This window comes from Haloterrigena sp. KLK7 (assembly GCF_037914945.1).
Classification (GTDB): Archaea; Halobacteriota; Halobacteria; order Halobacteriales; family Natrialbaceae; genus Haloterrigena; species Haloterrigena salinisoli.
Window position 1 is genome coordinate 1,734,756 of record NZ_CP149787.1, and the last position, 25,860, is coordinate 1,760,615.

The 25,860-nt window shown below is 69.5% G+C and carries 27 protein-coding genes; 10 read left to right on the forward strand and 17 right to left on the reverse strand.

Annotated features, from left to right (window positions below; genetic code table 11):
* Window positions 1–22 precede the first annotated feature (22 nt).
* The 5 genes from rimI to WD430_RS08530 all read left to right on the forward strand — a co-directional run bounded on the left by rimI (window position 23) and on the right by WD430_RS08530 (window position 2,804).
* On the forward strand, window positions 23–505 hold the full coding sequence (rimI, locus tag WD430_RS08510) for a ribosomal protein S18-alanine N-acetyltransferase (RefSeq protein ID WP_339105588.1): 483 nt from the start codon (window positions 23–25) through the stop codon (window positions 503–505).
* Between the two features lie 96 nt (window positions 506–601).
* Window positions 602–1,045: a DUF5810 domain-containing protein gene (locus WD430_RS08515; RefSeq protein ID WP_339105589.1), complete on the forward strand. Its 444-nt coding sequence runs from the start codon at window positions 602–604 to the stop codon at window positions 1,043–1,045.
* 83 nt (window positions 1,046–1,128) lie between these two features.
* Window positions 1,129–1,551: a DUF5809 family protein gene (locus tag WD430_RS08520; RefSeq protein ID WP_339105590.1), complete on the forward strand. Its 423-nt coding sequence runs from the start codon at window positions 1,129–1,131 to the stop codon at window positions 1,549–1,551.
* A gap of 106 nt (window positions 1,552–1,657) precedes the next feature.
* Window positions 1,658–2,263 (forward strand): NUDIX hydrolase, encoded by a 606-nt coding sequence (locus WD430_RS08525; RefSeq protein WP_339105591.1) that lies wholly within the window; start codon window positions 1,658–1,660, stop codon window positions 2,261–2,263.
* Window positions 2,264–2,438: 175 nt separating this feature from the next.
* On the forward strand, window positions 2,439–2,804 hold the full coding sequence (locus tag WD430_RS08530) for a rhodanese-like domain-containing protein (RefSeq protein ID WP_339105592.1): 366 nt from the start codon (window positions 2,439–2,441) through the stop codon (window positions 2,802–2,804).
* A 138-nt stretch (window positions 2,805–2,942) separates the two neighbouring features.
* Here WD430_RS08530 and yciH read toward each other — a convergent pair whose 3' ends face one another.
* From yciH to WD430_RS08560, 6 genes are all read right to left on the reverse strand, one after another.
* Window positions 2,943–3,236, reverse strand: coding sequence for a stress response translation initiation inhibitor YciH (gene yciH / locus WD430_RS08535; RefSeq protein WP_006180453.1), 294 nt, complete (start codon window positions 3,234–3,236; stop codon window positions 2,943–2,945).
* 84 nt (window positions 3,237–3,320) lie between these two features.
* A complete protein-coding gene (locus WD430_RS08540) occupies window positions 3,321–5,639 on the reverse strand; it encodes a transglutaminaseTgpA domain-containing protein (RefSeq protein WP_339105594.1) in 2,319 nt (772 codons plus the stop codon).
* Window positions 5,636–6,748 (reverse strand): DUF58 domain-containing protein, encoded by a 1,113-nt coding sequence (locus WD430_RS08545; RefSeq protein WP_339105595.1) that lies wholly within the window; start codon window positions 6,746–6,748, stop codon window positions 5,636–5,638. Before WD430_RS08545 ends, WD430_RS08540 begins: the two co-directional genes overlap by 4 nt.
* A gap of 2 nt (window positions 6,749–6,750) precedes the next feature.
* The gene (locus WD430_RS08550; RefSeq protein ID WP_339105596.1) at window positions 6,751–7,725 is read right to left on the reverse strand and encodes an AAA family ATPase; all 975 of its coding nucleotides are present in this window, start codon (window positions 7,723–7,725) and stop codon (window positions 6,751–6,753) included.
* A gap of 229 nt (window positions 7,726–7,954) precedes the next feature.
* Entirely contained in the window at window positions 7,955–8,149 is a 195-nt protein-coding gene (locus WD430_RS08555; RefSeq protein WP_008893525.1) for a cold-shock protein, read from the reverse strand.
* Window positions 8,150–8,255: 106 nt separating this feature from the next.
* A complete protein-coding gene (locus tag WD430_RS08560) occupies window positions 8,256–8,630 on the reverse strand; it encodes a hypothetical protein (protein ID WP_339105597.1) in 375 nt (124 codons plus the stop codon).
* A gap of 131 nt (window positions 8,631–8,761) precedes the next feature.
* Between WD430_RS08560 and WD430_RS08565 the strand changes: the two genes are divergently transcribed.
* On the forward strand, window positions 8,762–8,956 hold the full coding sequence (locus WD430_RS08565) for a hypothetical protein (protein WP_339105598.1): 195 nt from the start codon (window positions 8,762–8,764) through the stop codon (window positions 8,954–8,956).
* Window positions 8,957–8,982: 26 nt separating this feature from the next.
* Here the strand turns inward: WD430_RS08565 and WD430_RS08570 are convergent, their stop codons facing one another.
* From WD430_RS08570 to WD430_RS08605, 8 genes are all read right to left on the reverse strand, one after another.
* Complete coding sequence (locus tag WD430_RS08570; RefSeq protein ID WP_339105599.1) at window positions 8,983–10,011, reverse strand: 5,10-methylenetetrahydromethanopterin reductase; 1,029 nt, start codon at window positions 10,009–10,011, stop codon at window positions 8,983–8,985.
* A gap of 159 nt (window positions 10,012–10,170) precedes the next feature.
* Entirely contained in the window at window positions 10,171–11,019 is an 849-nt protein-coding gene (locus tag WD430_RS08575) for a methyltransferase domain-containing protein (RefSeq protein ID WP_339105600.1), read from the reverse strand.
* 100 nt (window positions 11,020–11,119) lie between these two features.
* Complete coding sequence (locus tag WD430_RS08580) at window positions 11,120–11,890, reverse strand: coenzyme F420-0:L-glutamate ligase (protein WP_339105601.1); 771 nt, start codon at window positions 11,888–11,890, stop codon at window positions 11,120–11,122.
* Between the two features lie 66 nt (window positions 11,891–11,956).
* Window positions 11,957–13,672 carry a hydantoinase B/oxoprolinase family protein gene (locus WD430_RS08585; protein WP_339105602.1) on the reverse strand — a complete coding sequence of 572 codons (1,716 nt, stop codon included), beginning with the start codon at window positions 13,670–13,672 and terminating at the stop codon, window positions 11,957–11,959.
* Window positions 13,669–15,798 carry a hydantoinase/oxoprolinase family protein gene (locus tag WD430_RS08590; protein ID WP_339105603.1) on the reverse strand — a complete coding sequence of 710 codons (2,130 nt, stop codon included), beginning with the start codon at window positions 15,796–15,798 and terminating at the stop codon, window positions 13,669–13,671. The genes WD430_RS08585 and WD430_RS08590 overlap by 4 nt, the downstream gene beginning before the upstream one ends.
* A gap of 4 nt (window positions 15,799–15,802) precedes the next feature.
* Window positions 15,803–17,008, reverse strand: coding sequence for an Nramp family divalent metal transporter (locus WD430_RS08595; protein WP_339105605.1), 1,206 nt, complete (start codon window positions 17,006–17,008; stop codon window positions 15,803–15,805).
* Between the two features lie 154 nt (window positions 17,009–17,162).
* Window positions 17,163–17,705, reverse strand: a complete 543-nt coding sequence (locus WD430_RS08600) for a ribbon-helix-helix protein, CopG family (RefSeq protein ID WP_339105606.1) — start codon at window positions 17,703–17,705, stop codon at window positions 17,163–17,165.
* A 110-nt stretch (window positions 17,706–17,815) separates the two neighbouring features.
* On the reverse strand, window positions 17,816–18,370 hold the full coding sequence (locus tag WD430_RS08605) for a metallophosphoesterase family protein (RefSeq protein ID WP_339105607.1): 555 nt from the start codon (window positions 18,368–18,370) through the stop codon (window positions 17,816–17,818).
* Between the two features lie 61 nt (window positions 18,371–18,431).
* On the opposite strand from WD430_RS08605, the gene WD430_RS08610 reads away from it, so the two are divergent.
* Entirely contained in the window at window positions 18,432–19,883 is a 1,452-nt protein-coding gene (locus WD430_RS08610; protein ID WP_339105608.1) for an NUDIX domain-containing protein, read from the forward strand.
* 222 nt (window positions 19,884–20,105) lie between these two features.
* Window positions 20,106–21,035 (forward strand): D-2-hydroxyacid dehydrogenase, encoded by a 930-nt coding sequence (gene ddh, locus WD430_RS08615; protein ID WP_339105609.1) that lies wholly within the window; start codon window positions 20,106–20,108, stop codon window positions 21,033–21,035.
* A gap of 21 nt (window positions 21,036–21,056) precedes the next feature.
* On the opposite strand, the gene WD430_RS08620 is transcribed toward ddh, so the two are convergent.
* Entirely contained in the window at window positions 21,057–22,241 is a 1,185-nt protein-coding gene (locus tag WD430_RS08620; RefSeq protein WP_339105610.1) for a polysaccharide deacetylase family protein, read from the reverse strand.
* 197 nt (window positions 22,242–22,438) lie between these two features.
* On the opposite strand from WD430_RS08620, the gene WD430_RS08625 reads away from it, so the two are divergent.
* Window positions 22,439–22,954, forward strand: a complete 516-nt coding sequence (locus WD430_RS08625; RefSeq protein WP_339105611.1) for a GNAT family N-acetyltransferase — start codon at window positions 22,439–22,441, stop codon at window positions 22,952–22,954.
* A 280-nt stretch (window positions 22,955–23,234) separates the two neighbouring features.
* Here the strand turns inward: WD430_RS08625 and engB are convergent, their stop codons facing one another.
* On the reverse strand, window positions 23,235–23,852 hold the full coding sequence (engB, locus tag WD430_RS08630) for a GTP-binding protein EngB (RefSeq protein ID WP_339105612.1): 618 nt from the start codon (window positions 23,850–23,852) through the stop codon (window positions 23,235–23,237).
* 51 nt (window positions 23,853–23,903) lie between these two features.
* Entirely contained in the window at window positions 23,904–24,377 is a 474-nt protein-coding gene (locus tag WD430_RS08635) for a hypothetical protein (RefSeq protein WP_339105613.1), read from the reverse strand.
* Window positions 24,378–24,520: 143 nt separating this feature from the next.
* On the opposite strand from WD430_RS08635, the gene WD430_RS08640 reads away from it, so the two are divergent.
* Window positions 24,521–25,813, forward strand: a complete 1,293-nt coding sequence (locus tag WD430_RS08640; protein WP_339105614.1) for a TIGR00341 family protein — start codon at window positions 24,521–24,523, stop codon at window positions 25,811–25,813.
* Window positions 25,814–25,860 lie beyond the last annotated feature (47 nt).

Here is a 25,860-nt window from a genome sequence, read left to right on the forward strand (position 1 = left end):
CGCTGGACGTCTAGCACCGACTGTGACAACGCCGGTCTCCGGAGCGTCCGACGGTGACGACGGGCTCTCGATCCGTCCAGCGGAGCGGGCGGATCTGCTCGCGATCGTCCGTATCGAGAACGAGTCGTTTTCCCAGCCGTGGCCCTACGACGCCTTCGAACGGTTTCTCGGCAACGACGGATTTCTCGTCGCCGTCGAGGAGGGCGCGATCGCCGGCTATCTCGTCGCCGACGTGAGCCAGCAGTTCGGTCGGCAACTCGGTCACATCAAGGACATCGCCGTCCACCCGGACCACCGCGACGCGGGGATCGGCACCGCCTTGCTCACCCGGGGAATGGCCGTGATGACCGCCCGCGGTGCCGATTCGGTGAAACTCGAGGTTCGCCGCTCCAACGACGGCGCGAAGCGGCTCTACCGCCAGTTCGGCTTCGAGCCGCTCCGGCGCGTCCCGGGCTACTACGGGAACGACGAGGACGCGATCATCATGCTCCGCAAGCTCGAGTAGGTGAGCGCGCCCTCGAACGCGAACGAACAGGATCGTTCGAGGGGCCCCGCGACCGCGGACGTGGCCGTTTTACCGTCGGCGTTCCTACCCGCGAGCATGGGATACGCCTGCCCCGTCTGCGACGCCGAACAGGCCGACGCGGAGCACCTCGCGAACCACCTCGCGATCACGGCCTCGCTGGGCCGCGAGGAGCACCGCGAGTGGCTCGAGGAGCACGCCCCCGACTGGGGCGACCGCAGCCCCGAGGAGCTGGGCGAGGTCGTCAGTCAGTACGCGCCCGAGATCGAGACGCCCGAGTTCGAGTCGGCGAGCCACGGCCACGACCACGGTCGGCCGGGCGGTCTCGAGGAGGGGCTGGCTCGCCAGAGCCGCCAACCGGGTCGCGGCGGGCCGCCCGGACGCGGTGGGATGAGCAGCGAGGCCGAGAGCGCGCTCCGAGAAGCCCGGGAACTGACGCAGCAGATGCGGGAATCGACGAGCGACGACGAGACGCCCTCGAACGACGGGACGGACGCCGGCGAAGCGACGGACGACGAATAGGTGCGGCCGGGGAGGCCGCGATCGACGGGCGTCCGCCGCCGGAACGCGAAACTGGTAACTGCCTCCCGCGAGCACCTCGAGGCATGCACACTGTCGGGACGTTCGCGCCGACGTCGGCCGCGGAGGCCCGCGATCGCTACGAGGAGGTCGGGCCCGCGGCCCAGACCGTCGTTCGCGAGGTCGCCAAGGCCATGGAGTTCGACCGGGAGGAGTACGACGACCGCGTCACCGGCGACGTCGTCGAGACCGCCCGCGACGCGCTGTTCGCGAACCTGCTCGCGGTCCGCGTCGGTACCCGCGAGGAGTTCGATGACTGGCGGGCGGCGTACGACGGCGAGGTCGCGGTCGTCGGGAGCGAGAACGTCGAGCGCGTCGTCTGGCACGCCGGTCCCGAGGGCGAGGCCGTCGCCGCGACCTTCCAGAACGAGGAAGAGGCGGCGGTCGCGACGCTCCGTCGGCAGGCGTTCGGACGGCTCTACCGGGAACTGGTTGCCGAACCCGAGTAATCGAACGCCGACCGGACGGCCGCCCTCCCGCTCGAGTCGCCGGACCGAACGCGATCCGATCGCCGAACGGCACCTATTACCCGCTCGAGGCCGACAGCATCCGTCGATGACTGCACCCGACGAGTTCGACGCGCCCGACGAGTGGACGCTCCGCGAGGAGGTCACCGAGTACGAGACGCCCTGGTACGACGGCGGTTACGACCTGCTCGAGCAGCCCGACGGCACCGAGAAGCGTTACTACTGGGCGGACCTGCCGGACGCGGTCATCGTAGTCGCCCGGGTCGACGGCACCGCCGTGGCGTCCATCGACGGCGAAACGGCGGACGCGAGCGGCGACGATCACCTCCTGTTCGTCGAACAGTACCGGCCGGCGATCCGCGAAACCCACCTCGAGCTCCCCGCGGGAATCGTCGAGGACGGCGAATCCTACACGCACGCTGCCGCGCGCGAACTCGAGGAGGAGACCGGCTTCAAACCCTCGAGCACCGCGTTGCTCCAGGAGTACGCGGTCGCGACCGGCGTCCTCCGCCACGATCGGGGCGTCGTCTTCGCCGAGGGACTCGAGCCCGGCGAGCGCGAACTCGATAGCAACGAATTCCTCGAGGTGACGACGGTGCCCGTCGAGGAGGCCCTCGAGCGCGCCCGCGAGCCGCCGGCCAACGACTCGACGCTCTCGGCGCTGTTGCTGGCGAAGGAAGACGGGCTGCTCTGACGTCCGTCGAACGCGGTCGGGATCTCCCGTCGAACCCGAACGGGCTCGGGCGCGTCGCCTCGCCGCGACCGCGTCGTCGCGGGCACGACGGGTCGGGTCGAGTCGGGTCGGACCGCCGTCCGCGAGTGAGAACCGAACCGTGGGCTTATTCTGCCCGCGTTCTAACCCGAGCGTAATGGACGGCGAAATCTCCCCCGAAGAGGTCAAGGACCTGCTCGAAGACGGCGCGGACGTCCGCGTCGTCGACATTCGCGACGAGCAGAGCTTCGAGCACAGCCGCATTCCCGACAGCGAGAACATCCCGTTTCACGAACTGACGAGCCGCGTCGAGGAACTCGAGGGCGAGGACCACATCGTGACGGTCTGCCCCCACGGCAAGGCCAGCCAGCAGGCGGCCCAGCTCATCGGCTCCTACGAGGGCACCGCCGACGCCCGCGTCGAGAGCATGGAGGGCGGCCTCGACAAGTACGGTCTCCAGTTCGGCCTCGTCGGCGGCGGGGACGACGAAGCGGAGTCGACGAACGCCGAGTCCCCCTTCTAATCTCTCGGGTCCGCGTTTCGATCGACGGACGGATCGGCTCGAGAGCGGCCGCTCACGGGGGTGAAAAACGGAATCGGTGAAGAAGCGATACGGGAGACGGCCGCGGGGTTCGGAAGTCGTCTCAGATCATCGCGGGCATTAGGCGACGTTGAAGCCGCGGTCCCGAAGGAACTCTTCGATGCGGCCGGTGTGGTTGCCCTGCAGTTCGATCTGGTCGTCCTCGACGGTCCCGCCACAGGCGAACTTGGACTTGAGATCCGACGAGAGACTGTCCAGGTCGACGTCCTTCGGATCGAATCCTTCGACGATCGTTACCTCTTTACCGTATCTGCGCTCGTCAATGCGGATGTTGAGTTGCTGTTGTCCCTTGGCCACGTCCTCGCAGACGCAGAGTTCCTCGGGCAGCCCGCACGTCGAGCAGACTTCCGACATTACGTTCGCTGGTACGAATCGGCCATATTAAACACTATCGGGACCCGTATCCCGTCACGCGGTTCTTTTTGAGTGAGCGGGCGCTCAATTCTCCCGTTGGCCGCCGCCGGGGAGGCGCTCCCGCGCGAGTTCGTCGACGATCGCCATCGCCTCGTCGGCCCCCTCGCGATCGACGCCGCCGCCGTAAACCGCCCGTTCGTACCGCTCGACGACGGTTTTCGTCCGCGTATCGACTCCCTCGTCGGCCTCCTCGGCCAGCGCCTCGAGATAGCCGCGCGCGGACTCCGAGCGCTCGCGGGGGCGGTACGCGGCGTCCAGCAGGCGCTCGAGCCGTCGATAGGCGCGTTCGGCGTCGCGGTCGGGATCGTCGCTGCGCCGTTGCCAGTAGAGGCCGACGGTCCGGCGGAGCCGCGCGACCGCGCCGGTGCGGTGGACGCCCGCGACCAGCCCGGTGAGGGCGACGAGGGCGACGGTGGCCGCCTCCCGGGAGATCGAGACGCGCTCGACGAGCGCCGCGAGCCAGCCGTCGCCGTCCTCCCCGTCGGTGGCAGAGCCGTTGTCCGCGTCCGGTTCGGCCGGACCGGGCTCCGGTGACGTGTCGTTTTCGCGCGTGTCGTTGTCCGGCCCGTCCCCAGTGTCGGGTTCGGAGTCGTTCCAGTCCTCGCTCTCGTTGCCGTCGACGATGTTCGTCGGCTCCTCGCCGGGTTCGTTCCGCGCCTCCTCGTCGGAGAGCGGAACGTCATCGCTCGAGTCGGTGTCGACGTCCTCGCTGCCGTCCTCACGGGCCTGCTCGACCCGCTCGTCGTGGGCCGCGTCGCGGGGCCCGGACGGCGTCGGGTCGAACGCGACCCAGCCGTGGTCGGGGAAGTAGACCTCGACCCAGGCGTGGGCGTCGGTCCCGCGGACGACGTACTCGTCGTCGTCGACCTGCTGGCCGCTCGTGTAGCCGGTGACGTAGCGGACCGGGACGTCCTCGGCGCGGAGCATCTGGGCCATCGTCGTCGCGAAGTAGACGCAGTAGCCCTCGTCCATCTCGAGTAAGAACGCCTCGGCGACGTTGCCGTTCGGCCGGTCGACCTCGAGGGAGTAGCCCTTCGTCGACCGGAGGTAGTCCTCGATCGCGGCGGCTTTCTCGTACGGCGTGTCGGCGTCGGCGGTGATCTCCGCCGTTCGGGCCTCGAACTCGCTCGAGACCCCCTCGGGGGTCTGGAGGTACCGATCGGTGATCGGGTCGGGGTAGTTCGTTCCCGCGGTCCGGAGCTCGTCGGCGTCGGGATCGATGACCGCGCTCTCGACGGCGTACGTGTCGCCCTCCACGATGGGATCGCTCGGATGGATCTGCCCGTGGGTCGAGACCTCGGTGTGCTGGGTGAGGTCCCCGTCGACGGTGACCGGTTGCGGGGCGGCGGGCATGACGCCGAGCGTGGTTTCGGCGGTGACGAGTTGTTCCACGCGTTCGGACTCGCCAGGCGGCGACGCGATGGGACCCGAGTAGCCGTCGCGGTCGCCGGTCCGGACCCACTCGTCGCCGGTGAAGCGATCGTAGACGCCGGTCCGCCAGTAGGACGCCTGTTCGGCTTCGACCGTAAACCGGACCTCCGGGGAGAGGTCGACCGAACCGCCGATCATCGAGCGATCCGATGCGTGGTCGATGGTCCCCTCGAGCGTTCCGGCCTCGGTCCCGGCGAAGCGTCCCGGCGTTCCCGATCCGCCGGGGACGACCGTGACGGTCAGCGAGAGGACGATGATCAGCGCGAACAGGGCCGCGAGCAGGTCCGTCTGGGCGATCGAGCCGCCGCGGCGCTCGAGTTCGCCGCAGCCGACGGCGCTGACGGCGGCCAGCGTCCCCACCAGCGTGAGTACCGTCCCGGCGTCGCCGGTCAGGACGAGGAAGAGCAGCGCGATCCCGCCGGGAACGACGCCGAGCGCGTACCGACCCCGGACGGCGAGATACCACGAGAGGAAGACGGGCGCGGGGACGAACGCGAGCGTCCAGACGCCCGCGTCGACCATCCGGAGCAGCGGGAGGCCGGTCGCGAGCGCGACCGCGTCCGAGAGCAGGACGTCGCTCGCCGAGAGCAGGACTCCGACGCCGAGGCCACTGGACTCGAGGTAGTAGGCGAAGCCGAGCGCGGCCGCGGCGAGCGCGATGACCGTCGCGGTCCGCGGCCGGATCGCCCACGCGAGCACCGTCGCCGCGACCAGCATCGCCCCGACGAGGGCCAACAGCGTCTCGGTCCCGCCGACGACGCGAGTCACGTCGCGCAGGACGCTCACGTACGACGCCGTCAGGAGCAACACGCAACAGAGCGCGAGCAGTCGGAAGGTTCCGGGACCGATCGATCCGTCCGGTGTGATCTCGATCGTCCGCTCGTCCGTCTGCGAGTTCGATTTCGTACTCATGACGTCACCCCTGGTTCGCCCGCTCCGCCGTCGGGTCGGTCTCGCTCCGTCCGATCGGGCGCTCCGGGCCCGCCCCGCGGGTCCGCCGCTCGGTCGCGGTCCCCGACGAATCGCTCGAACGGGATCGTCCGGTCGTCGATCACGACCCGCGTCCCGTCGGCGTCGCTCTGGATCAGCACGTCCCCCTCGTCTCGTCGGCCCGCCTCGAGTTCGCCGGCCTCGAGGCGGGCCGTCGCCGCCAGCAGCCGTCGCCGGTGGTCGCGGCCCGAACCCGGCTCGCAATTGCCGTTCGGGAGCGCGAGGCCGACGTCGACGTCGGCCTCGAGGAGGTGTACCGCGACGCTCGCGACTGCCGTCGCCAGCTCGTCGTCCCGGTCGGGCGTACACTCGGCGGCGATCGTCGCCGAGCCGCTCTTCTCGGTGTCAGCGTACTCCGTGACGACGAGATCGGCGTCGGGACGCTTGGCGGCGGACTTCCAGTGGACGTCCCGCAGCGAGTCGCCGCGCTGGTACTCCCGGAGGTGGTCGAACGCCTCGCGATCGCGGCCCGCGATCGCGTCGGTGACCGCTCGAACGTCGCTGCCGGGGCCGGACTGGACGTCGTAGACGCGCGGATAGACGAGGACGGTCGTCGTCTCCTCGTCGGCGAACCGACGCCGGACGAGTCCGAAGACGTCGCTGACGGTGACCGTCGCCGGCCCCAGTCGGTGTTCGCCTCGCTCCTCGAGTCGGACGTCGTAGGTGACGCGGTCGTCGCCCTCGAGGGTCGTCTCGACGACGGCTTCGCCGTCCTCGATCGCGGTCGCCCCGCCGTCGGTGTCGAGCGCCGCGAGGCCGTCGCCGACGGTGTCGCGAACGGTCGCCGAAACCGTCGACGAGGACGCGAGCGCGATCTCGACCGTCCGTCGCTCGCCGTCGAACCCGTCTGGAACGGGCGCGCGCCTGATCTCGGGCCGGTCGGCCCGGGCGACCGTGACCAGTCCGGCGATCAGGACGACCGCCAGCGGGATCACGACGGCGTTGAGCGCGCGCGGCCCGAACTCCCGTCCCATCGCCATCGAGACGACCACGACGAACAGCGCCGTCCAGCCGCGGATCGTCAACCGCATCGTCACTCGACCGGCACGTGCCCGAGGGCGTTTTCGACGACCGTCGCGCCGTCGCGGTCGCGGTCGCTCGTCTTGATCCGGTGGGGGAGGACGACGGGCGCCTCCGTCTGGAGGTCGTCGGGAACGACGTAGTCGCGGCCGTTAGTCACCGCACGCGCCTGCGACGCGCGCAGGAGTGCGATCGTTCCGCGGGGACTGACGCCGACGCGGGCGTGCTCGCGGGTGTAGCCCGCCAACCGCGTCGCGTACTCCCGGACCGGGCGCTCGACGCGCGTTTCCGCGACGGTCTCGCGGGCCGCGACGATCGTCGCGCGGTCGGTCACCGGCTCGAGCGACTCGATGGGGTGGTGACCGACGGTCCGGCCCAGCAGCTCGGTCTCCTCCTCGGGGTCGGGATACCCCAGTCGGAGTTTCTTCATGAAACGATCGAGTTCCGCGAAGGGCAGGTCGTAGGTTCGGTTCGGCTCGATCGCGTTCTGGGTCGCGATGACCGTGAACGGATCGGGCAGCTCGCGGGTGTCGCCGTCGACGGTGACCTGTTCTTCCTCCATGGCCTCGAGCAGCGCCGACTGCGTTTTGGGGGGCGCGCGGTTGATCTCGTCGCCCAGCACGACGTTGCCGAAGACGGGCCCGGGCTGGAACTCGAACTCGCGGTTCTGCTGGTTGAAGACGTTCACGCCGGTGACGTCCGTCGGGAGGAGGTCGGGGGTAAACTGGATTCGACGGAACTCGCAGTCGATCGAGGTGGCGATCGAGCGGGCCAGCATCGTCTTGCCGACGCCGGGGACGTCGTCGAGCAGGACGTGGCCGCGGCCGAGCATCGCCGTCACGACGTGTTCGACCACGCCCTCGTGGCCGACGATCACCTCGGCGACGTTCTCCTCGAGGTCGGCACAGAGGTCCGCGACCGTCGAGACCGCGAGCCGGTCGGCCGACGGCCCGGTATCGGACCGGGACTGCGGATTCGCGTCAGTCATGGCTCGAGTACGTATACGGCGGGGACCCAGTCAAACCGCTCATCAGTACGTCAGTAGTGGCTCTGAAACATATGCTTTGCGTCGACGTCTCATTCGCCCCGCTCCGGGCCGCGAGAGCGCGACGCGTCGACGTCGACACGAAAAACGAGCCCGGTCCGAACGGCACCGACGATACTGCCGCTGCTACCCGGGTAACGATCAGAGAACGATACCACTACACCGAGCCGTCTTACAGGCGTTCGAGGTTCGTCGCGCGGGGGCCCTTTTCGGCCTCCTCGATCTCGAACTCGACCTCCTGACCCTCCTCGAGGTCGGGGCCGCCGACGTCCTCCATGTGGAAGAACACGTCCTCGTCCGCGTCGTCAGTTTCGATGAATCCGTAGCCGCCAGTGTCGTTGAAGAATGCGACCGTACCTTGCGCCATTGCACCTCTATAGAACCACGACGGAAATATAAAGCTTCGGGAGCACACTCGCAGGCACACCCGATATCCCGGCGTCTCGTCGGGCCCAGGTGCCGATTCCCGGGGGTCACCAGGATTTGCAGTCGGGACAGACGAGGTCCCCGTCCTCGCGCCAGACGCGCTCGGTCTCGTCCGCACAGCGGTGACAGGTGTACTCGCCCCAACCGTACGTCGAGAGCCCGGCGTCGCCGCTCGTCCCCTCGTCGGTATCCGCGGCGGGATCGTTCTCGACTGCGCCGTGGTCGGACTCGACCCGTTCCGGGTCGCTGTCATCGGACTCGGACTGTGCCGGACCACTGTCCCTCGAGTCCGAGTCGTGGTCCAACTCCGTGTCCGAATTCGGGTCCGAGTCGGTCTCCGAAGTCGAGTCGCCGTCACGAGCGCCGTCGGCGTCCGACGGCTCCGACCCGCCGAAATCCGTGAGTGTCGCGTCGTCGGTCACGGGCGAACGTACGGCCGGCGCCGGCTTAGTGGCTCCGCTCGCGTCTCGCGGTCGCCGTCTCGGTCGTGCGGACCGCTACCGTGCGACGACGGACCGGCACGGCCAAGTAGCATCGGTGAAAACCCTCGCACATGGACACCGTCACTCCGATGAACGTTATCGTGGACAACCTCACCGAGATGATCGACCTCTTCGGCGACGTCGCGATGGGCCAGGGGCTCGCGCCGCTGCTCGTTCTCGTCGGCGGACTCCTGATCGTCTTCTCGATGGGCGTCTTCGGTGCCCTCACCCTCGGCGCCGTCGGGAGCCTCTTCTCCTCGAGCTGACCCGATCCGACGACTCCGCGCCGGATTCAGTCGGTCGATTCGCCGTCCGTCGCCGTCGCCAGCGCCTCGCTCGCGCGGTCGATCGCGTCCTCGAGGTCGGGCCCCAGCGGCGAGCCGACGACGATGCCGTCGACGTGCTCGAGCGCCGCCTCGAAGCGCTCGGCGACCGTCTCGGTCGTCCCGGCGATGCAGAACGCGTCGATCATCTCGGCGGTAACGAGATCGAAGGCCTCGTTCAGGTCGCCGCGCTCTAAGGCCGCGCTCACGTCTCCAGCCGCGTCGCGGTCGATGTCGTGGCGCTCGAGGACGGGGTCGGCCGCGCCGCCGACGATGAACGCGACGGGCGGCCGGGCCGACTCGCGGGCCGCCCCCTCGTCGCCCGCGACGCTGACGCTCGCGAACGCCAGCGACTCGAATTCGCCGGCGTCGGTCGGACGGTCGGCGAGCCCACGCTCGAGTTCGCCGGCGGCCCACTCGAGGTCCCGCGGGTGGGCCGCGTTGATCAGGACGCCGTCGGCGTGTTTCGCGCTCATCCGGAGCATGTGGGGGCCCTGTGCGCCGACGTAGACCGGAATCTCCCCGGACGGCGGCTCGAGGTTCAGCGAGGCGTCGCGCGCGGTGAACGTTCCCTCGAGGGTGACGGTCTCGCCGGCCCAGAGCTCCCGCGCGAGGTCGAACGTTTCGAGAACGCGCCGGAGCGGCCGATCACGCTCGACCCCGAGATTCGACAGCGAGGAGCGGTCGCCGGCGCCGACGCCGAAGACGGCTCGCCCGTCGCTGACCTCGTCGATCGTCGCCGTCTGCGCGGCGAGTTTCACGGGATGGGTCTCGTAGGGGTTGACGACGCCCGGCCCCAGTCGAATCTCGTCGGTCGCCGACGCCATCCTCGAGAGCACGACGAACGGATCGCGGTTGAAGTAGTGGCTGCTCGCGAAGGCGGCGTCGAACCCCTCGGCCTCCGCGCGGGCCGCCAGCTCGGCGATGCGGTCGGGCGGGTGTTCGGGCGTGAGTTCGATGGCCCAGGTCGCGTCGCCGCTCGAGGCGCGGCCGCTCATTCTCCGATCCCCCACGTGCGTTCCGGCTGTCGGCTGCGGTCGGCGTCGACCGTACGGATCATGTCCGCAGGGTCGGCCAGCGCGGTGAAAAGCCCACCGTCACCGGAGACGGTGGCCGACGTCGCAGACGGGAGTGCGACGGGGAGCGACCGCCGCCGGTTACTCGGCGCGCGCCCGGAAGAACAGCGCCGCACCGCGGCGGTCGAACTCGATCGCGGAGAACCCCGCCGCTCGGAGCGCCTCGCGGAGCTCCGAGACGGTGAACGGTTCCGCGCCGAGCGTCCCTCGAGCGACCGCGCGAACGGGCGCCAGATCGAGCACGTACTCGTCGACGAGCGTCGTGCCGACGAACCGGCCGCCGGGTCGCAGGACACGGTAGGTCTCGTCCAGCGCCGCGGCGACGTCGGGAAGGATATGCAGCGCCCAGCAGCAGGCTACCCGATCGAACGCGTCCGCGTCGAGCCACAGCCGATCGGCGCTCATCCGCGCGAACGCGACTGTTTCGACCCCCTCCCGAGCGGCGTATCGCTGCGCCCGCTCGAGCATTTCCCCGGAGATGTCGACCCCGAGGACGGCTCCGGCGTCGGCCGCGACGCGTCGCGCGATCCGGCCCGTGCCGCAGGCGACGTCGAGCACGGTCAGCGCCTCGGGTTCGCCCTCGCTCTCGCCCTCGTCCTCGTCGTCGCCCTCGATTTCGCACGCGGTCTCGGCTCCGGCCTCGAGGTCGAGCATCGACGCGATCGTCGAGCGATCGTCTCGCGGCGCGGTCGCGCCGCCGATGAAGCGGTACAGCGGCCGGAACCAGACCGGCGTCTCGTAGACGGGCGCCAGTCGGTCGAAGAACGTCTCGTGTGAGGAGTCGCCCACCCCGTCGGGGACCGGAAAACGCGGGATCCCGTCGACGATCGGAATCGTCGCCCCGCAGTTCGGACAGGAGAGTTCGCCGTCCCGCCCCGACAACCGCCGACCGCAGCGCCGACAGCGATACGCCGAATCGATCGCGTCCATCGTCGCGATCTACGACGCCATCGGCCTTGAGTCCCACCGCCGACAGCGCTGACGGCCGGCGCTCGAGACCGCCCTCCAAACAGCGCGCTTCGCGTCGGGCTCAGCCGTCGAACTCCCACTCCCGAAGCGCCTCGCGGACGAGGTCGTTCTCGACGTCTCTGAACAGTTCGTCGCTGCCCCCGTGGTCGCCGAACTCCCAGTCGCGGACGGCCACCGCGGGGACGCCGCCCGCGCCCTCGCCGGTCACGAGGTTCGCGGCGGCGGCGAGTTCGTCGACGACCGACTGGACGGTGACGCCGAGTTCGTGGCCGTCGCGGTCCTCCTCGCCGCGCCAGTCCCGGCTGGCGGGCATGCCGGCCCAGCCGATCGCGACGCCCGTCTGGCCGTGGCGGAACGGCCGCCCGCAGGTGTCCGTGACGACCACCGCGACGTCCTCGATTCCGCGTTCCTCGAGGCCCGCGCGGATGCGCTCGGCGCTCTCGCTGGGCTTTCTGGGCAGTAGCAGGATATCGTGGTCCGGCACGTTCGAGCGATCGATCCCCGCGTTCGGGCAGATGTGGCCGAAGCGCGTCTCGGCCAGCAGGAACGGGACGTCGATCAGCAGTTCGGCGCTCTCGTCGAGCACCGCCTGTGCGAACCGCGGGTCCTTCTCCTCGCCGGCGATCTCCTCGATCCGGTCGGCGATCTCCCGCGCCCGGCCGCTCACGGGGTAGTCCTCGAGATCCGCCGTCCGGCCCTCGGCCTTCGAGACGATGGTGCTCGCGACGGTGAGCACGTCGCCGGGCTCGAGGTCCGTCTGCTCCGCGACGAGTTCGGCGACGTCGTCGCCGGGACGGACCTCTGGCAGGCCCGTCACTGGGTCGAGTTCCATACTCGAGGGTGGGAATGCGGCGACAAAAGGTTGATCGAAACCGTCAGGGGCGAGTCCCGGACTCGCTCACTCGCCGCTCGAGGTCTTCTCGTCCGTCCGATCGCCCTCGAGCGCCGTCTCATCCCGTTCGTCGGGATCCCCATGTCCGCCGCCGCCGGGCGTCCGAACGGTCACGGTCGTCCCGGCGTCGACGTCGACGGTCGTCTTCGCGGAGACGGGCTCTCCGTCGATCAGGTTCTCGCCGGTCGCACCGCTCTCGCCGCCGGCGACGCCCTTCGGCGCGTGGCGCCGGCGCTCGGTCAGCAGCGACACCGTCGCCGGCGTCTCGACGGTGACGGTTCGCTCGAGGCCGAGTCCGCCGCGGAATCGCCCGCGGCCGCCGCTATCGGGTCGGAACGCGTAGCGCTCGACCCGGAGCGGGTATTCCGTCTCGAGGGACTCGACGGGCGTGTTCAGCGTGTTGGTCATGCCGACCTGGACGCCGTCCATCCCGTCGCGGTCCGCTCGAGCGCCGAAGCCGCCGCCGATGGTCTCGTAGTAGGTGAACGACCCGTCCCGCGCGCCGATGGTGAGGTTGTTCATCGTCCCCTGGCCCTGCGCGGGCACGCGGTCGGGGACGGCCTCGGCGAGCGCGGTGAAGACCACGTCGGTCACGCGCTGGCTGGTCTCGACGTTGCCGCCGACCACGGCCGCGGGCGGCTCCGGATTCAGCAGCGAGCCCTCGGGCGCGTGCACGCTGACGGGCTCGTAACAGCCGTGATTCGGCGGGATCTCGGGGTCGGTGAGACAGCGCACGACGAAGTAGACCGCGCTCGTCGCGACCGCAAGCGGCGCGTTCAGGTTCCCCTCGAGCTGGCCGTCGGTTCCCGAGAAGTCGACGTCGACCGTCGCACCGTCGATCGTGACCGCGACCGAGATCTCGACGTCGTCGTCGGTGACGCCGTCGCCCTCGAGGACGTCGGTGGCCTCGTAGGTGCCGTCGGGCAGGGCCCGAATCTCGTCTTCGATCCGCTCTCGGGAGTAGTCGATCACGGCGTCGAACCCGGAGCGAACGGTCTCGCGGCCGTGCTCGTCGAAGAGCGCGGCGAGCCGGTCCTCGGCGCGCTCGTTCGCCGCCCGCTGGGCGCGCAGGTCGGCCCGGCGCTCGCGGGCGTTGCGGACGTTCGCGAGCACGAGCGAGCGGACGTCTTCCCGGGGCTCGCCGCCCTCGACGATCCGCGTCGGCGGGAGGCGGAGCCCCTCCTGGTAGATCTCCCGGGCGCCCGCGGGCATGCTGCCGGGAGTCATTCCCCCGACGTCCGCGTGATGGGCGCGGGAGACGGCGTAGCCGACGATCTCGCGGTCGTCCCCGCGTTCGCCGCCGTCGTCTCGACTCTCGCCGCCCGCCGTTTCGGGTGCAATCGGCGAGACCATCGTCACGTCAGGCAGGTGCGTCCCGCCCCGGAACGGGTCGTTGAGGACGAACACGTCGCCGGGTCGCGGGTCGTACTCGAGGACGGCGTCGACGGCCGCGGGCATCGCGCCCAGGTGAACCGGGATGTGCTCGGCCTGGGCGATCATCCGGCCCTCGGCGTCGAACAGGGCGGTCGAGCAGTCCCGGCGCTCCTTGATGTTCGGCGAGTAGGCGCCGCGGATCAGCGTCTGTCCCATCTCCTCGGCGACGCTTTCGAGCTGGTTGCGCAGCACCTCGAGGGTCACCGGATCGATTCCCTCGGCGTCCGTCGCGTTCGGTTCGTCCGGTTCGGTCGTCGCGTCCGCGGTCTCGTTCGGATCTGGCGTCATTCGGAATCACCCCCTCGCGTCATGACGAGGGTTCCGTCCGCGAGGATCTCGCCCGCCCAGGTCGGCGGGACGACGGTCGTGCTCTCGGCCTGCTCGAGGATCGCCGGGCCGGAGACCGTCGCGCCGGCCTCGAGGCGGTCTCGGTCGTACACGGTCGTCTCGCGCGGCTCGGTCCCCGCGCCGGGGAAGTGAGCGTCTCGCGTTCCGACGAGCGCGTCGCCGGGGCCCTCGTGGCGGACGGTCGGCTCCGACCCCGGAACCGTCGCCGTCGCGCGGAGGTTGACGACCTCGATCGACTCGTCCAGCGCGTAGCCGTAGGCGCGCTCGTGGGCCTCGTGGAACCGTCGCTCGACCGCGTCCGCGTCGAACTCGTCGTCAGCTGACACCGTCAGCTCGAAGCTCTGGCCCGCGTACCGGCAGTCAGCGGCCAGTTCGACTCGCGCCGCGTCCGGATCGGAGGCGTCGGCCAGCACGTCCGCGACGAGGTCGTCGTAGACGGCCTCGGTCTCCGTCGCGTCGGCCGTCTCGAGGTCGACGCCGACCGTCCGCACGGCGTCGTAGCTCTCGTCGGCCGCCAACAGGCCGAACGCCGAGAGGACGCCGCCCGGTCGCGGGACGACGACGCGGTCGACCTCGAGCGAGTCGGCCAGCGCGGCGGCGTGCATCGGACCCGCGCCGCCGAAGGCCACCAGCGCGAACTCGCGGGGGTCGTGGCCGCGCTCGACCGTCACCGAGCGGATCGTCCGGGTCATCGTCGCGTTCGCCACGCGGTAGACGCCGCGTGCGGCCTCGAGCGCGCCGTCCAGTCCGGCCTCGTCGGCCAGGCGCTCGAGCGCGTCGCGGGCCGCTTCGACGTCGAGGGTCATCTCGCCGCCCAGCGCGGTCTCGGGGCCGATGTAGCCGAGCACGACGTTGGCGTCGGTGACGGTGGGTTCGGTGCCGCCGCGACCGTAGCAGGCGGGACCGGGGTCGGCACCCGACGACTTCGGGCCGACGCGGAGCGCCCCGCCGGCGTCGACCCAGGCGATCGAGCCGCCGCCGGCACCGACGGTGTTCACGTCGACCATCGGCGTCCGGATCGGCAGTCCGTCGATCTCGGCGTCGGTCGTCCGCTCGGCTTGCCCGTCTCGGACGAGGCTCACGTCGCTCGAGGTGCCGCCCATGTCGAAGGTGACGAGCCCCTCGACGTCCGCGTCGTCGACGGTCGCCGCGGCGCCGACGACGCCCGCGGCCGGCCCCGATAGGGTCGTCGTCACGGCGTGCTCGCGGACCGTCTCGGGGTCGGCGATGCCGCCGTTGGCCTGCATGATCCGCGGCGCCGGCACGCCCGCCGCTTCGGCTTCCTCGACTAGCCGGCCAACGTAGCGGTCGATCGCGGGTCGCACGTAGGCGTCGACGGCCGTCGTCGACGTCCGCTCGAACTCGCGGAACTCTGCAAGCACCTCGTGGGACGCGGAGACCGGCACGTCGAGCTCCTCGCGCAGGATCTCGGCGACGCGCTCCTCGTTCTCGGGGTCGGCGTAGGCGTGCAGCAGCGAGACCGCGACGGCTTCGACGTCCGACTCGCGCAGCGTCGCCGCGAGGTCTCGGATCTCGTCGGGGTCGACGGGCTCCTCGACGCCGTCGGCCGTCGTCCGCTCGCTCACCTCGAAGCGCCGTTCGCGCGGGACGAGCGGTTCGGGTTTCTCGGCCTCGAGGTCGTACAAGTCGGGGCGGTCCTGCCGGCCGATCTCGAGGACGTCGCGGAAGCCCTCGGTCGTGACGAGCGCCGTCTCCGCGCCGCCGCGCTCGAGCAGCGCGTTGACGGAGACGGTCATCGCGTGGGCGAACTCGTCGATCTCACCGGGATCGATCCCCGCGTCGTCGCAGGCCTTGCGAAGGCCCTCGAGGACGCCCAGGTGTTGCGGGTCGGTCGAGGGCACCTTCGCGGTGACGAGGTCGTCGTCGACGGAGAGCGCGACGTCGGTGAAGGTGCCGCCGACGTCGACACCGATTCGGACGTCGGTCCCGTCGCTCGAGGCGGGCGAGCCGCCGTCGGTGCGGAGCGCGCGGTCGTTCGCCGATTCGGTTCGCGTCGCGTCGGACGCGTTCGCGTCTGTTGTCGTGTGCGTGTTTGTATCCGTCATTCGATTAGAGGAGCAAGACGTCGTAGAGCGTTCGAAGACCGATACCGATCACGACCAGCGTGACGAGTCCGCCCAGCACGTTCTGGAGGGTGCTGTTCGTGTACTCGCCGAGCAGGTCGTCGTTGTTCATCGCGTAGATGAGGAAGACCGCGAGGATAGGCAGCAGGAGGCCGTTGGCGACCTGCGCGAAGACGATGACCTCGACGGGGTTGTAGTCCAGCGCCGAGAAGACGATACCGACGCCGAGGATCGCCATCCAGATCGCGCGGAACCGGGTCGACTGCAGGTCCCGTTCCCAGCCCAGCGCGCCGGCGGTGGCGTAGGCGCCGGCCAGCGGCGCGCTCATCGAACTCGTGAAACCGGCCGCGAAGAGGCCGATCGCGAAGAACGTCAGCGCGTAGCCGCCGAAGACGGGCTCGAGTTGGTCGGCCATCTCGCCGACGTCGCTGATCTGGGTTCCCTCGGGGAACACCGCGGCCGCGGTGACGACGATCGCCGTCGTGATGACGCCGCCGACGATGACCATCGCGATCGTGTCCGTGCGACACTCCGCGAGGTCCGCGGCACCGTCCCACCGCTCCTGGACCGTGCTCGCGTGCAGGAACAGGTTGTAACCGACGACGGTGGTTCCGACGAGTCCGGCGATCAGGTACGCCGACCCGTCGGGAACCGTCGGCACGAGGCCGCTCCCGAGCGCGGTGAGATCGGGCCGGACCATGACGGCGTTGAGTACGAACGCCAACCCCATGACCGTGACGAGGCCGATGAAGACCCGCTCGATCAGTTCGTAGCTGCCCGTCCACAGCAGCCCGGCGGCGACCAGTCCCATGATCGGCCCCCAGACGTTCTCGCTGACGCCCGTGATCGTCGCCAGTCCGGCGGCGCCGCCGACGATGTTCCCGGTCTGGAACGCCGCCGTGCCGATCCCGATCGCGCTCACGACGAGCGTGATCGTCACGCCCCTCGCGAACGGGTTCGAGAACTCGTTTCGAAACGCTTCCCCCAGTCCCTCGTTCGTGATCAGGCCGAGTCGCGCGCTCATCTCCTGGAGGACGATCGTCGCCAGAATCGAGAACGCGATCGTCCACACGAGCAGGTACGCGTACTCCGCGCCGATCACGCTCGCCGTCGTGACGGTTCCCGGACCGACGAACGCCGCCGCAACCAGCGCCCCCGGGCCGATCGCCTTCAGTCGGTCAGCAATACCCATGATGTGTGTCCACACACAGTCTTCGGTGAAACGAGCAAAAGGATTGTTAAGAACCGAACACACGACGGGTCGCGTCGCTCGAGCGAGAACGGACCGCGTATGAAGACGTATGAACTCGTATGACTATCCGTAGTCGGTGAGTATCGAGCTCGAGTCAGTCCGGTCGCTCGGTGACGATCACCTTCGAGACGCCCCGATCGATTTCGATCTCCGTCGGCATGTCGACGGTGCTGCGTTCGATGAACCGGGTCATGAACCACCGAATGGCCTCCGACGGGAAGACGATGTGGTAGACGTCGCCCTCCTCGCGGCGTACCTCGAGGAACCCACAGAAGGAGAGCCACTCGAGCACCTCGCCGACGTTCTCGAACCGCTGGGCGTACTCGCGGGCGTGGTAGTCGGAGACCCGATCGGCCGCCGCGACGAACTCCGGATCGGGGTCGCCGCCGTCGTAGCAGTGCTCGAGGAAGGCGTGTAGAAAGTCGATGTCCAGCAGGACGTGCTCGCCGGAGGTCAGCATCCGGTAGTACTGCTCTAAGTTGTCGCTGGGCCGGCCGCTGGCCGCTTCGAAGTTCGCTGCGTAGAACGTCAGCGCCCGGCGAACGAGCTCGCTCTGTCCGTGATTGGTCTCGGACAGCAGCGCCTCGAGGGCCGTATGCGAGTCCTCGTCGAGCGACACCGTGACGCGTTCGGTCATACCACGACCTCGAACGCGAAACGGGTATAGTTCACGGGATCCGTTGGCGCTCGGACGTCCCGTCGCTCCGTCACTCGGCCACTCCGCCACGCCGCCCTCCGTCGCGACGCTCAGTCGGTCCGCTCCTCGACCGCGAGCGAGCCGTCCTCGACGGTCGCGACGAGCATCGTCGCGCGGTCGGCGGGGCTTGCACCGGTCGCGCTGCCGGGATTGAGCACGCGAATTCCATCGCCGGACGCCGTCCGACCGCCGGCCGCGTCTCGCTCATCACTGTCGACGACCGTATCGACCACTTCGTGAGTGTGCCCGGCGACCGCGACCGGATCGGCGTCCGCGCCGGCTTCACCGCGGACGATCTCGACGACTCGCTCGAGCCAGCCGCGCGGCGACCCGGTGCCGTGGGTGACGACGAACGTCACGCCGCCGACTGTGAGGGTCGCGGTCGTCGGGACGTCGAGCGTCGCGGGGTCGACGTTGCCGCGAACGGCCGTCAGACTCGAGGGACCGCCCGCGAGATCGACCAGTCGCTCGTAGGTCTCGCTCGAGTCGAAATCCCCCGCGTGGATCGTGCGGTCGGCGCGTTCGATCTCGTCGACGACCCAGTCGGGAATCGTCCGCTCTCGAGACGGGACGTGCGTATCGGAGACGATCGCGATGCGCGGCATGGGCGAGTGTCCGACGCCCAGTCCCGAAAGCGATTCCCTCCGGGCGGCCATGGTCTCGCCTATGAGCGAGTCACCGGGCTCCGGTCGCGATCGCGACCGCGACGAGTCCGCCGGCGGCGAATCGGACGCGACGCACGTCGTCACCGCGTTCTGCAGGAACGGCGGCGAGGTCCTGCTGTTGCGACGCAGCGACGCCGTCGGCACGTATCGAGGGCAGTGGGGCGGCGTCTCGGGGTTCGCGGAAGGCCGCCCCGACGAGCAGGTTCGCGTCGAGATCCGCGAGGAGACCGGCCTCGAGGCCGACGACGTCTCGCTCGTCCGCTCCGGGCGGCCCGTCGAGTTCGAAGACACCGACCTCGAGCGCGAGTGGGTCGTCCACCCGTACCTGTTCGACGCGGAGTCCCGCGAGGTCGAGTTGAGCGAGGAACACGACGCCTTCGAGTGGGTCTCCCCGACGGCGATGCTCGACCTCGAGTCCGGACTGGAGGCCGAGAACGCACTCGAGACCGCTGTCGAAGACGAAATCGACGAAACGGTCCCTCAACTGTGGCCCGCCTACGAGCGCGTCGCGCCGACGGTCCGCTCGATCGCGGCCGACGACGAGCACGGAGCCGCCGCCCTGTCGATCCGCGCCCTCGAGGTGCTTCGCGATCGGGCGGGACTGCTCGTCGCCGAGCGTGGCGAGGCGACGTCGTCGCCTCGAGACGACGACCGGGGATCTCGTGAGTTCGGCGCCGACCCCGATGAAGAGCGGGACGAACTCGCCGAACTCGCCCGTCGGCTCCTCGAGGCCCGCCCCTCGATGGCCGTTCTCCGGAATCGGATCAATCGGACGATGGCCGAGGCGGCGGCCGCCGCCGACGACGGTGCCGCCGGCGCCCCGGCCGTCCTCGAGTCGGCGCTGTCGAACGTCGACCGCGCGCTGGCGGCCGACGGCGACGCCGCGGCGACCGCCGGCGATCGGATCGACGGCGCCGTCGCGACCCTCTCGCGGTCCGGCACCGTCCTCGAGGCGATTCGAAGCGGCGACCCCTCGCGCGTGTTCGTCGCCGAGTCCCGGCCGGCGCGGGAGGGGATCGACGTGGCCGAAGCGCTGGCCGCGACCGACGACCTCGACTGTCCCGTGGCGGTCCACACCGACGCGGCCGCGGCGCACGTCCTCGCGAGCGAGGGCGTCGACCGCGTCGTCGTCGGCGCCGACACGGTGCTCCCCGACGGCTCCGTCGTGAACAAGACCGGCACCCGTGGACTGGCGATCGCCGCCGCCCGCGAGGACGTTCCGGTCTCGGTCGTGGCCGCCACCGACAAGGTCTCGACCCGCGAGGACGTGAACCTCGAGTCCGGCGATCGGTCGCTGGTCTACGACGGCGAGGCCTCGCTCGACGTGCTGAACCCGACCTTCGACGTGACGCCCGCCGATTGCGTCGACGAGATCGTGACCGAGCGCGGCGCGCTCGAGACGAGCGACGTCGGGGAGATCGTCGAGGAGTTGCGGGGACTCGAGGACTGGTAGTTCTCGCTCGAGCCGCGGAATCGCTCAGCGCGGTCCATTCGTGGGGTTTTTGCCCGCTTCGACCCTAGACGGATTCGGTGGCGATGACGAAGTGTTACCCCCACTCAGCCCCTTGTGATGAAGCCTTTCACTGAGCCACCATCGGTTCGAGACCCGTAGCGCCCGCTACGGACCGTTCCGTTCGCCCAAACTTTGAACCCCGACTCGAGCGTAGCGCCCGCTATGCAGTTCGAACTCGAGCGACTCGGCGTTCACGACTCGGTCGAGGCGGTGTTTCCGCCGTCGGAACTCGCGGACTATCTCTCGGACCTGTCGATCGCGGTCGACGTGATCAGTGACGACGAGATCGCGGCGTGCGACGCCGTCGTCACCTTGGAGCACCGCGAGGCGTTCCTCGAGTGCGACTGGATCCACTCCATTCAGGCCGGCGTCGACCGGTTTCCGTTCGACGCCTTCGAGGCCAACGACGTGGTATTGACCAACAGCACGGGCATCCACGATCGGACGGTCGGGGAGACGGTCGCGGGCTACCTGCTCTCGTTCTCGCGGCGACTCCACGACCTCATCGCCAACCAGCGGGAGCGCCGCTGGGAGCGCCCCGCGTGGGACGACGGCTTCACGCTGCCCGGCAAGACCGCGTGCGTCGTCGGCACCGGGACGCTCGGCCGCGGCGTCGCGGAGACCCTCGGCGGACTCGGACTCGAGGTGCGGGGCGTCCGTCGGTCAGACGAGCCCGTCCCCGGTTTCGACGAGATCTACACGAACGACCGCCTGCTCGAGGCCGTCGGAGACGCCGACTTCGTGATCGTGACGGTGCCGCTGACCGACGAGACCCGTCACCTCTTCGACGCCGAGGCGTTCGACGCAATGGGCGCGGACGCCTACTTCGTCAACGTCGCCCGCGGCCCGGTCGTCGACGAACCGGCGCTGATCGACGCCCTCGAGTCCGATTCTATCGCGGGCGCGGCGCTGGACGTCTTCGAGGAGGAACCGCTCCCCGAGGACTCCCCGCTGTGGGGGATGGACGAGGTGATCGTCACGCCCCACTGCGCGGCCTATACAGTGGACTACTTCCGCGACGTCGGCGATATCGTCCGCGAGAACGCCTCGCGGCTCGAGACCGGTGAAGCGTTCCACAACCGCGTGGTCTGACCCGCGCTCGACGCGGTCGTCTCACAACCGATCGTCGTCGTCGCCCGCGAGCCGACGATAGGCGGCGGCGCCGGCGAGACTGAGCGTCGCGACCGCGCCCGTCCCTGCCAGAATCGGCGTTTGGTGCTCTCGGATCGCCGACGCGACCCGATCGTCGTCGGCGTCCGATTCGGCCTCGTCGGTCGCACTGGATTCCTCGTCGCTCTCGTCCGACTCCACGACGGGTCCGTCGCCGTCTCCCGTTCGCTCCTCGAGGTCGACCAGCGCCTCGCGGAGCGTCACGATCTCGAGGTCGCGCGCTTTCGCCGCTCGGATCGCGAATCGGATCCGCTCGGGGGTCGTTTCGTCGAACTGACTGTGGCCGACCGCGATGCCGAGGGCGTCGTTCGCGGCGACGTCGTCGAAGAAGGCCTCGATCTCGGCTTCGGTCACCGCGTTCCCATCGATGCTCGAGCGGCCGAGCGCGTGCGGATCGAGTCCGTCGAGCGGGTTCAGGCCGTCGCCGCCGCGGTTCGCGAACGCGGCGTAGTGGTCCCGAACGACGTCCTCGACCAGCCCGTCGCTGCGACCGAACGGCGAGACGAACCCGTCGACCTCGACGCCCAACTCCTCGAGCGCTTCCTTCGAGCCGACGACCTCGTCGCGGATCCGGTCCTCGGTGAAGCGGACGTACGCGGTCTCCGCGTCGAACGACTCGCCGATCGGCTCCGCGAGGTCGAGGTAGATCCCGTCGTCGTCGTTTCGGCCGCCGCCGGCGACGACGTTCTCGACGGTTCGGTCGCCGTCGCTGATCACGATCTCCTCGCCCTCGTGTTCGGCGAGGAAGCTCCCGTCGAGGGAGAGCCGTTCGTCGCCGGCGTCGGCCGGCGCGGTCAGATAGAGGTTGCCGACCGCGACGTGACTGGTCGTGTGGGCCATGATCTCCCAGCCGGCGTCGTCCAGTTCCCGCAGGTGTTCCGGGAGCAGTCCCCAGGAGGTATCGACGTGATCGACGACGGCGGCACAACACGCGGGGACCCCCTCGTCCCGGTGGACGGGGAACGTGTCAGTCCAGTCCTCGCGCCAGCTATCGTCGTACACGAACACGACTCGGCCGTCCGTGTTCGTTTGAGCGGAGCCCGTGACCGCTCCGGTCCCGAGTCCGGCCATCGTCAGGGCGCCCGTCGCGCCGAGCCGACAGACGTCGCGTCGTCCGAGACCGCTCATCGCCGGCCCCCTCGACCGTCGGCCGTTCCGCGTTCATTCCGTCGACGTGTCGAAGCGGACCGAGTGGTCCGTACGCTGTCGTCCATAGCCGTGCCGTCGGCTCCCCGGGTCGTTATTATTATAGCGCTAAGTGCGGTACAACGGACGATTCGGCTCGATCCCCGTACTCGCCGAGCCGATCCACGACTCGACTGACGATGGCTTCACCGCGACTCTCACTCCGCGAGGCGACGGCCGCAGACGCCGAGTCGATCGCCGACGTCCACGAGGCGTCGATCCGCGTCCTCGGTAGCGACGGGTACGACGACGAGCAGGTCCGGGCGTGGCTCGCGAACGTCCATCCCGATCGGTACCCGCTCGAGGAGAACGGGTTCCGCGCGGTCGTCGCCGACCACGAGGGCGACGGCGTCGTCGGCTTCGGCCTGCTCGACTGCGAGCCCGCCGGCCGCGACGATCCGTCGACCGGCGAGATCGCGGCCGTCTACGTCCATCCGGACCACGCGCGGCGGGGCGTCGGTCGCGCGATTCTCGAGGCGCTCGAGTCGGCCGCCCGCGAGACCGGTCTCGAGACGCTCGTGTTGACCGCCTCGAGGAACGCCGTCGGATTCTACGAGCGTCAGGGGTACGAGGGCGTCGAGACGGTCGCCCTCGAGATGCGAGACGACGTGGCGCTGGCGTGTCTGCGGATGCGAACGCGGCTGGTACCCGAGTGAATCGACTACTCGAGTCGGCTGGTGCGAACGCACGAAGCGTCATTCGGCCGGGAGCGAAGCGTCATCTGGCCGGGAGCGCGTCTCGAGTATCGGCGAGAGACGCGCGACCCGGGGAAGGGCAGGCTGTTCCACTGGACTGACCGCGAGCGACCGAAGGGAGCGAGCGGGCCGACGACCGACGTGAAGAGCGCAGCGCGCTCGGAACGGAGAGAGGAGTGCTTTTCATCGAAGTTTTGCCGAGGGCGCGGCTGTGCCGCGCCCGCAGAGCAAAAGTTCGGTTCTAGAAGAACTTGAACAGATCGTCCCGGTTCTGCTCGTGCAAGTGCGTGCGGACGGCCTCGTTGAGGGAGCTGATCTGCCCGTTCTTGGCGGTGATCGGCGCGATGGTCTCCTGCCACTGTTTCCACGGCGGGTAGAGGCCGAGGCGGTCGCAGAGCTCGTTCAGTCGCTCGTCTTTATCGTCGACCTTGTCCATCTTGTTGACGGCGACGACGGTCGGGATCCCGACGTCCCGCAGGAAGTGGAACATCTCGACGTCGTAGGGGATCTCGTCGGGACCGGAGTGGCGGTCGATGATGTCGACGGCGCTCTTGCCGTCGACGACCAGAACCCCGACGAGGATGTCGTCGGCGTACTCCTCGACGTACTGGACGATGTTCGTCTTGATCTCCTCGCGGTACTCCTCGTCGACGCCGCTCATGAAGCCGAAGCCGGGGAGGTCGGTGATGACGAAGTCCTCGGCGGCCCAGTCGTAGTGGTTGGGCTGGCGCGTGACGCCGGGCTTGCCGCCGGTGTCGAACTTGTGGCCGGTGAGCTCGCGCATGAGCGTGGACTTGCCCACGTTCGAGCGACCGACGAGCACCGCCTCGGCCTCGCGGTCGGGTCGCGTATCGAACATACGCCGCCGTAGGGGCGTCGCGGGTTTATACGTCGTGATCGGCCTCGCGGACTAGATGGCCGTCGCGATGAGGGCGCCACCGACCGTCGACGCGACCGCGAGCGCGGCGATCGCGACGAGTCGGGTTCGCGACGGCGACGCCTCGAGGTCGACGTGACGGCTGTCGCGGGCGATCTGGATGCCGACCCACGCGATCGAACCACAGCCGACGAGCAGCGCTGCGTCCGCGAACTGGGCCGTGGTCGCGCCGCCGGTCCAGAGGCTTCGAACGCTCGAGACGGCGACGACGAGCGCCGCGAGGACGTCCGCAGCGCCGACGAGGACGTTCCACGGAAGCGTCACTGGACCGAGCGCGACGCTCTCGCGGACGCCGCCGACGATCGAGAGCCCCCCTGCGACGGCGAGCCCGGCCAGCAGCCCGGCCGTCACCGGATCCGTGACCGCATCGCGCCCGAACGCGGCGAGATAGCCGCCGACGAGAGCCAGCGCCCCGATACCGAACCACGGAGCGAAGCGTCGAATCATATTAGCTGGTTGTCCTGAACGGGAGAAGTAGCTACCGATACGATCGATTGCGAACGACCGGGATCGATCGATCGCCGCGAAATTCGTCGCCTGCGCGGCGAAAGCGCCCCAAGTTATGATCCCGGGGGTACTCAGCCACCCACGTGCGGCTCGTTCAGTTGACAGTACCGACGGGGAAACGGGAGACGATCCTCGAGGCGCTCGACGACCGAGAGATCGACTACGTCCTGACCGACGAGGAGAGCAATCGGGGGTACACCGCGGTCGTCTACTTCCCGCTGCCGGATCCGGCCGTCGAACCGGTGCTCGACGAACTCCAGGACGTCGGCGTCGACGAGGACGCCTACACCGTCGTCGTCGACGCGGAGACGGTCGTCTCGCGGCGCTTCGAGGCCCTCCGCGAGGAGTACGAGAACGGCGACGTCGCGACCGACCGCATCTCGAGGCAGGAGCTGCAGTCCGAGGCGGATTCGCTGACGCCGACGTTCTCGGTCTATACGATCATGACGATCATCAGCGCCGTCGTCGCGACCGCGGGTCTGTTCCTCGATTCGCCGGCCGTCGTCGTCGGATCGATGGTGATCGCGCCGCTGATCGGGCCGGCCCTCGGCGCGAGCGTCGGCTCCGTGATCGACGACGAGGAACTGTTCAGGGAGAGTCTCTTCTACCAGGTCCTCGGGGTCGGCCTCGCGATCGCCGCGGCGGCGATCTTCGCACTGATCGTCAGAGTGACCAACATCGTTCCGCCGTCGCTCAACATCAGTACGGTCGGCGAGATCTCCGAACGGCTCGCCCCGGATCTGCTCTCGCTGGCGATCGCGCTGGGCGCCGGCGTCGCGGGGATCATCAGCATCGCGACGGGGACCGCCGTCGCGCTGGTCGGCGTCATGATCGCGGCGGCGTTGATCCCGCCCGCCGCGGCCGCCGGCATCGCCATCGCGTGGGGCGAGCCGTCCGCGGCGATCGGGGCGACGGCGCTCGTGTTCGTCAACATCCTCTCGGTGAACCTCGCCGGACTCGTGACGCTGTGGTGGGCCGGCTACCGCCCGGAGAGCCTGTTCTCGCTCGGCGAGACGGAGCAGCGCGTCCGGAGACGGGTGGTCGGTCTGGCCGTGATCGTCCTCGTCTTCGCCGTCTTCCTCGGCGCCATCACCTACTCGTCGTACACCGCCTCTACGTTCGAGCAAAACGCCAACGAGGAGGCCGAACTCCTCCTCTCCGAGGGGGAGTTCGCCGAGTACCAGCTCCTCGAGTTCGAGGTGGTGATGGACGAGGACTACCCGTTCGTCAGTCCCCAGCGCGTGGTCGTCACCGTCGGCGGTCCGCCCGGCGAAGCGCCGCCCGAGCTGGCCGATCGGTTACACGAACGGATCAGCCAGCACACGGACGAGGAGGTCGACGTCCAGGTCAGGTACGTCGGGCTCCTCGAACGCTGAGCCGTCCACCTGGTCGGGTTCGCTCTCGTGCTCTCCGACTCCGGTCG

Coding starts and splice junctions, on each gene's coding strand:
- WD430_RS08515 (WP_339105589.1), top strand. CDS start 602: ATGGGATACGCCTGCCCCGTCTGCGACGCCGAACAGGCCGACGCGGAG.
- WD430_RS08520 (WP_339105590.1), top strand. CDS start 1,129: ATGCACACTGTCGGGACGTTCGCGCCGACGTCGGCCGCGGAGGCCCGC.
- WD430_RS08525 (WP_339105591.1), top strand. CDS start 1,658: ATGACTGCACCCGACGAGTTCGACGCGCCCGACGAGTGGACGCTCCGC.
- WD430_RS08530 (WP_339105592.1), top strand. CDS start 2,439: ATGGACGGCGAAATCTCCCCCGAAGAGGTCAAGGACCTGCTCGAAGAC.
- yciH (WP_006180453.1), bottom strand. CDS start 3,236: ATGTCGGAAGTCTGCTCGACGTGCGGGCTGCCCGAGGAACTCTGCGTC.
- WD430_RS08540 (WP_339105594.1), bottom strand. CDS start 5,639: ATGAGTACGAAATCGAACTCGCAGACGGACGAGCGGACGATCGAGATC.
- WD430_RS08545 (WP_339105595.1), bottom strand. CDS start 6,748: ATGCGGTTGACGATCCGCGGCTGGACGGCGCTGTTCGTCGTGGTCGTC.
- WD430_RS08550 (WP_339105596.1), bottom strand. CDS start 7,725: ATGACTGACGCGAATCCGCAGTCCCGGTCCGATACCGGGCCGTCGGCC.
- WD430_RS08555 (WP_008893525.1), bottom strand. CDS start 8,149: ATGGCGCAAGGTACGGTCGCATTCTTCAACGACACTGGCGGCTACGGA.
- WD430_RS08565 (WP_339105598.1), top strand. CDS start 8,762: ATGGACACCGTCACTCCGATGAACGTTATCGTGGACAACCTCACCGAG.
- WD430_RS08570 (WP_339105599.1), bottom strand. CDS start 10,011: ATGAGCGGCCGCGCCTCGAGCGGCGACGCGACCTGGGCCATCGAACTC.
- WD430_RS08575 (WP_339105600.1), bottom strand. CDS start 11,019: ATGGACGCGATCGATTCGGCGTATCGCTGTCGGCGCTGCGGTCGGCGG.
- WD430_RS08580 (WP_339105601.1), bottom strand. CDS start 11,890: ATGGAACTCGACCCAGTGACGGGCCTGCCAGAGGTCCGTCCCGGCGAC.
- WD430_RS08585 (WP_339105602.1), bottom strand. CDS start 13,672: ATGACGCCAGATCCGAACGAGACCGCGGACGCGACGACCGAACCGGAC.
- WD430_RS08590 (WP_339105603.1), bottom strand. CDS start 15,798: ATGACGGATACAAACACGCACACGACAACAGACGCGAACGCGTCCGAC.
- WD430_RS08595 (WP_339105605.1), bottom strand. CDS start 17,008: ATGGGTATTGCTGACCGACTGAAGGCGATCGGCCCGGGGGCGCTGGTT.
- WD430_RS08600 (WP_339105606.1), bottom strand. CDS start 17,705: ATGACCGAACGCGTCACGGTGTCGCTCGACGAGGACTCGCATACGGCC.
- WD430_RS08605 (WP_339105607.1), bottom strand. CDS start 18,370: ATGCCGCGCATCGCGATCGTCTCCGATACGCACGTCCCGTCTCGAGAG.
- WD430_RS08610 (WP_339105608.1), top strand. CDS start 18,432: ATGAGCGAGTCACCGGGCTCCGGTCGCGATCGCGACCGCGACGAGTCC.
- ddh (WP_339105609.1), top strand. CDS start 20,106: ATGCAGTTCGAACTCGAGCGACTCGGCGTTCACGACTCGGTCGAGGCG.
- WD430_RS08620 (WP_339105610.1), bottom strand. CDS start 22,241: ATGAGCGGTCTCGGACGACGCGACGTCTGTCGGCTCGGCGCGACGGGC.
- WD430_RS08625 (WP_339105611.1), top strand. CDS start 22,439: ATGGCTTCACCGCGACTCTCACTCCGCGAGGCGACGGCCGCAGACGCC.
- engB (WP_339105612.1), bottom strand. CDS start 23,852: ATGTTCGATACGCGACCCGACCGCGAGGCCGAGGCGGTGCTCGTCGGT.
- WD430_RS08635 (WP_339105613.1), bottom strand. CDS start 24,377: ATGATTCGACGCTTCGCTCCGTGGTTCGGTATCGGGGCGCTGGCTCTC.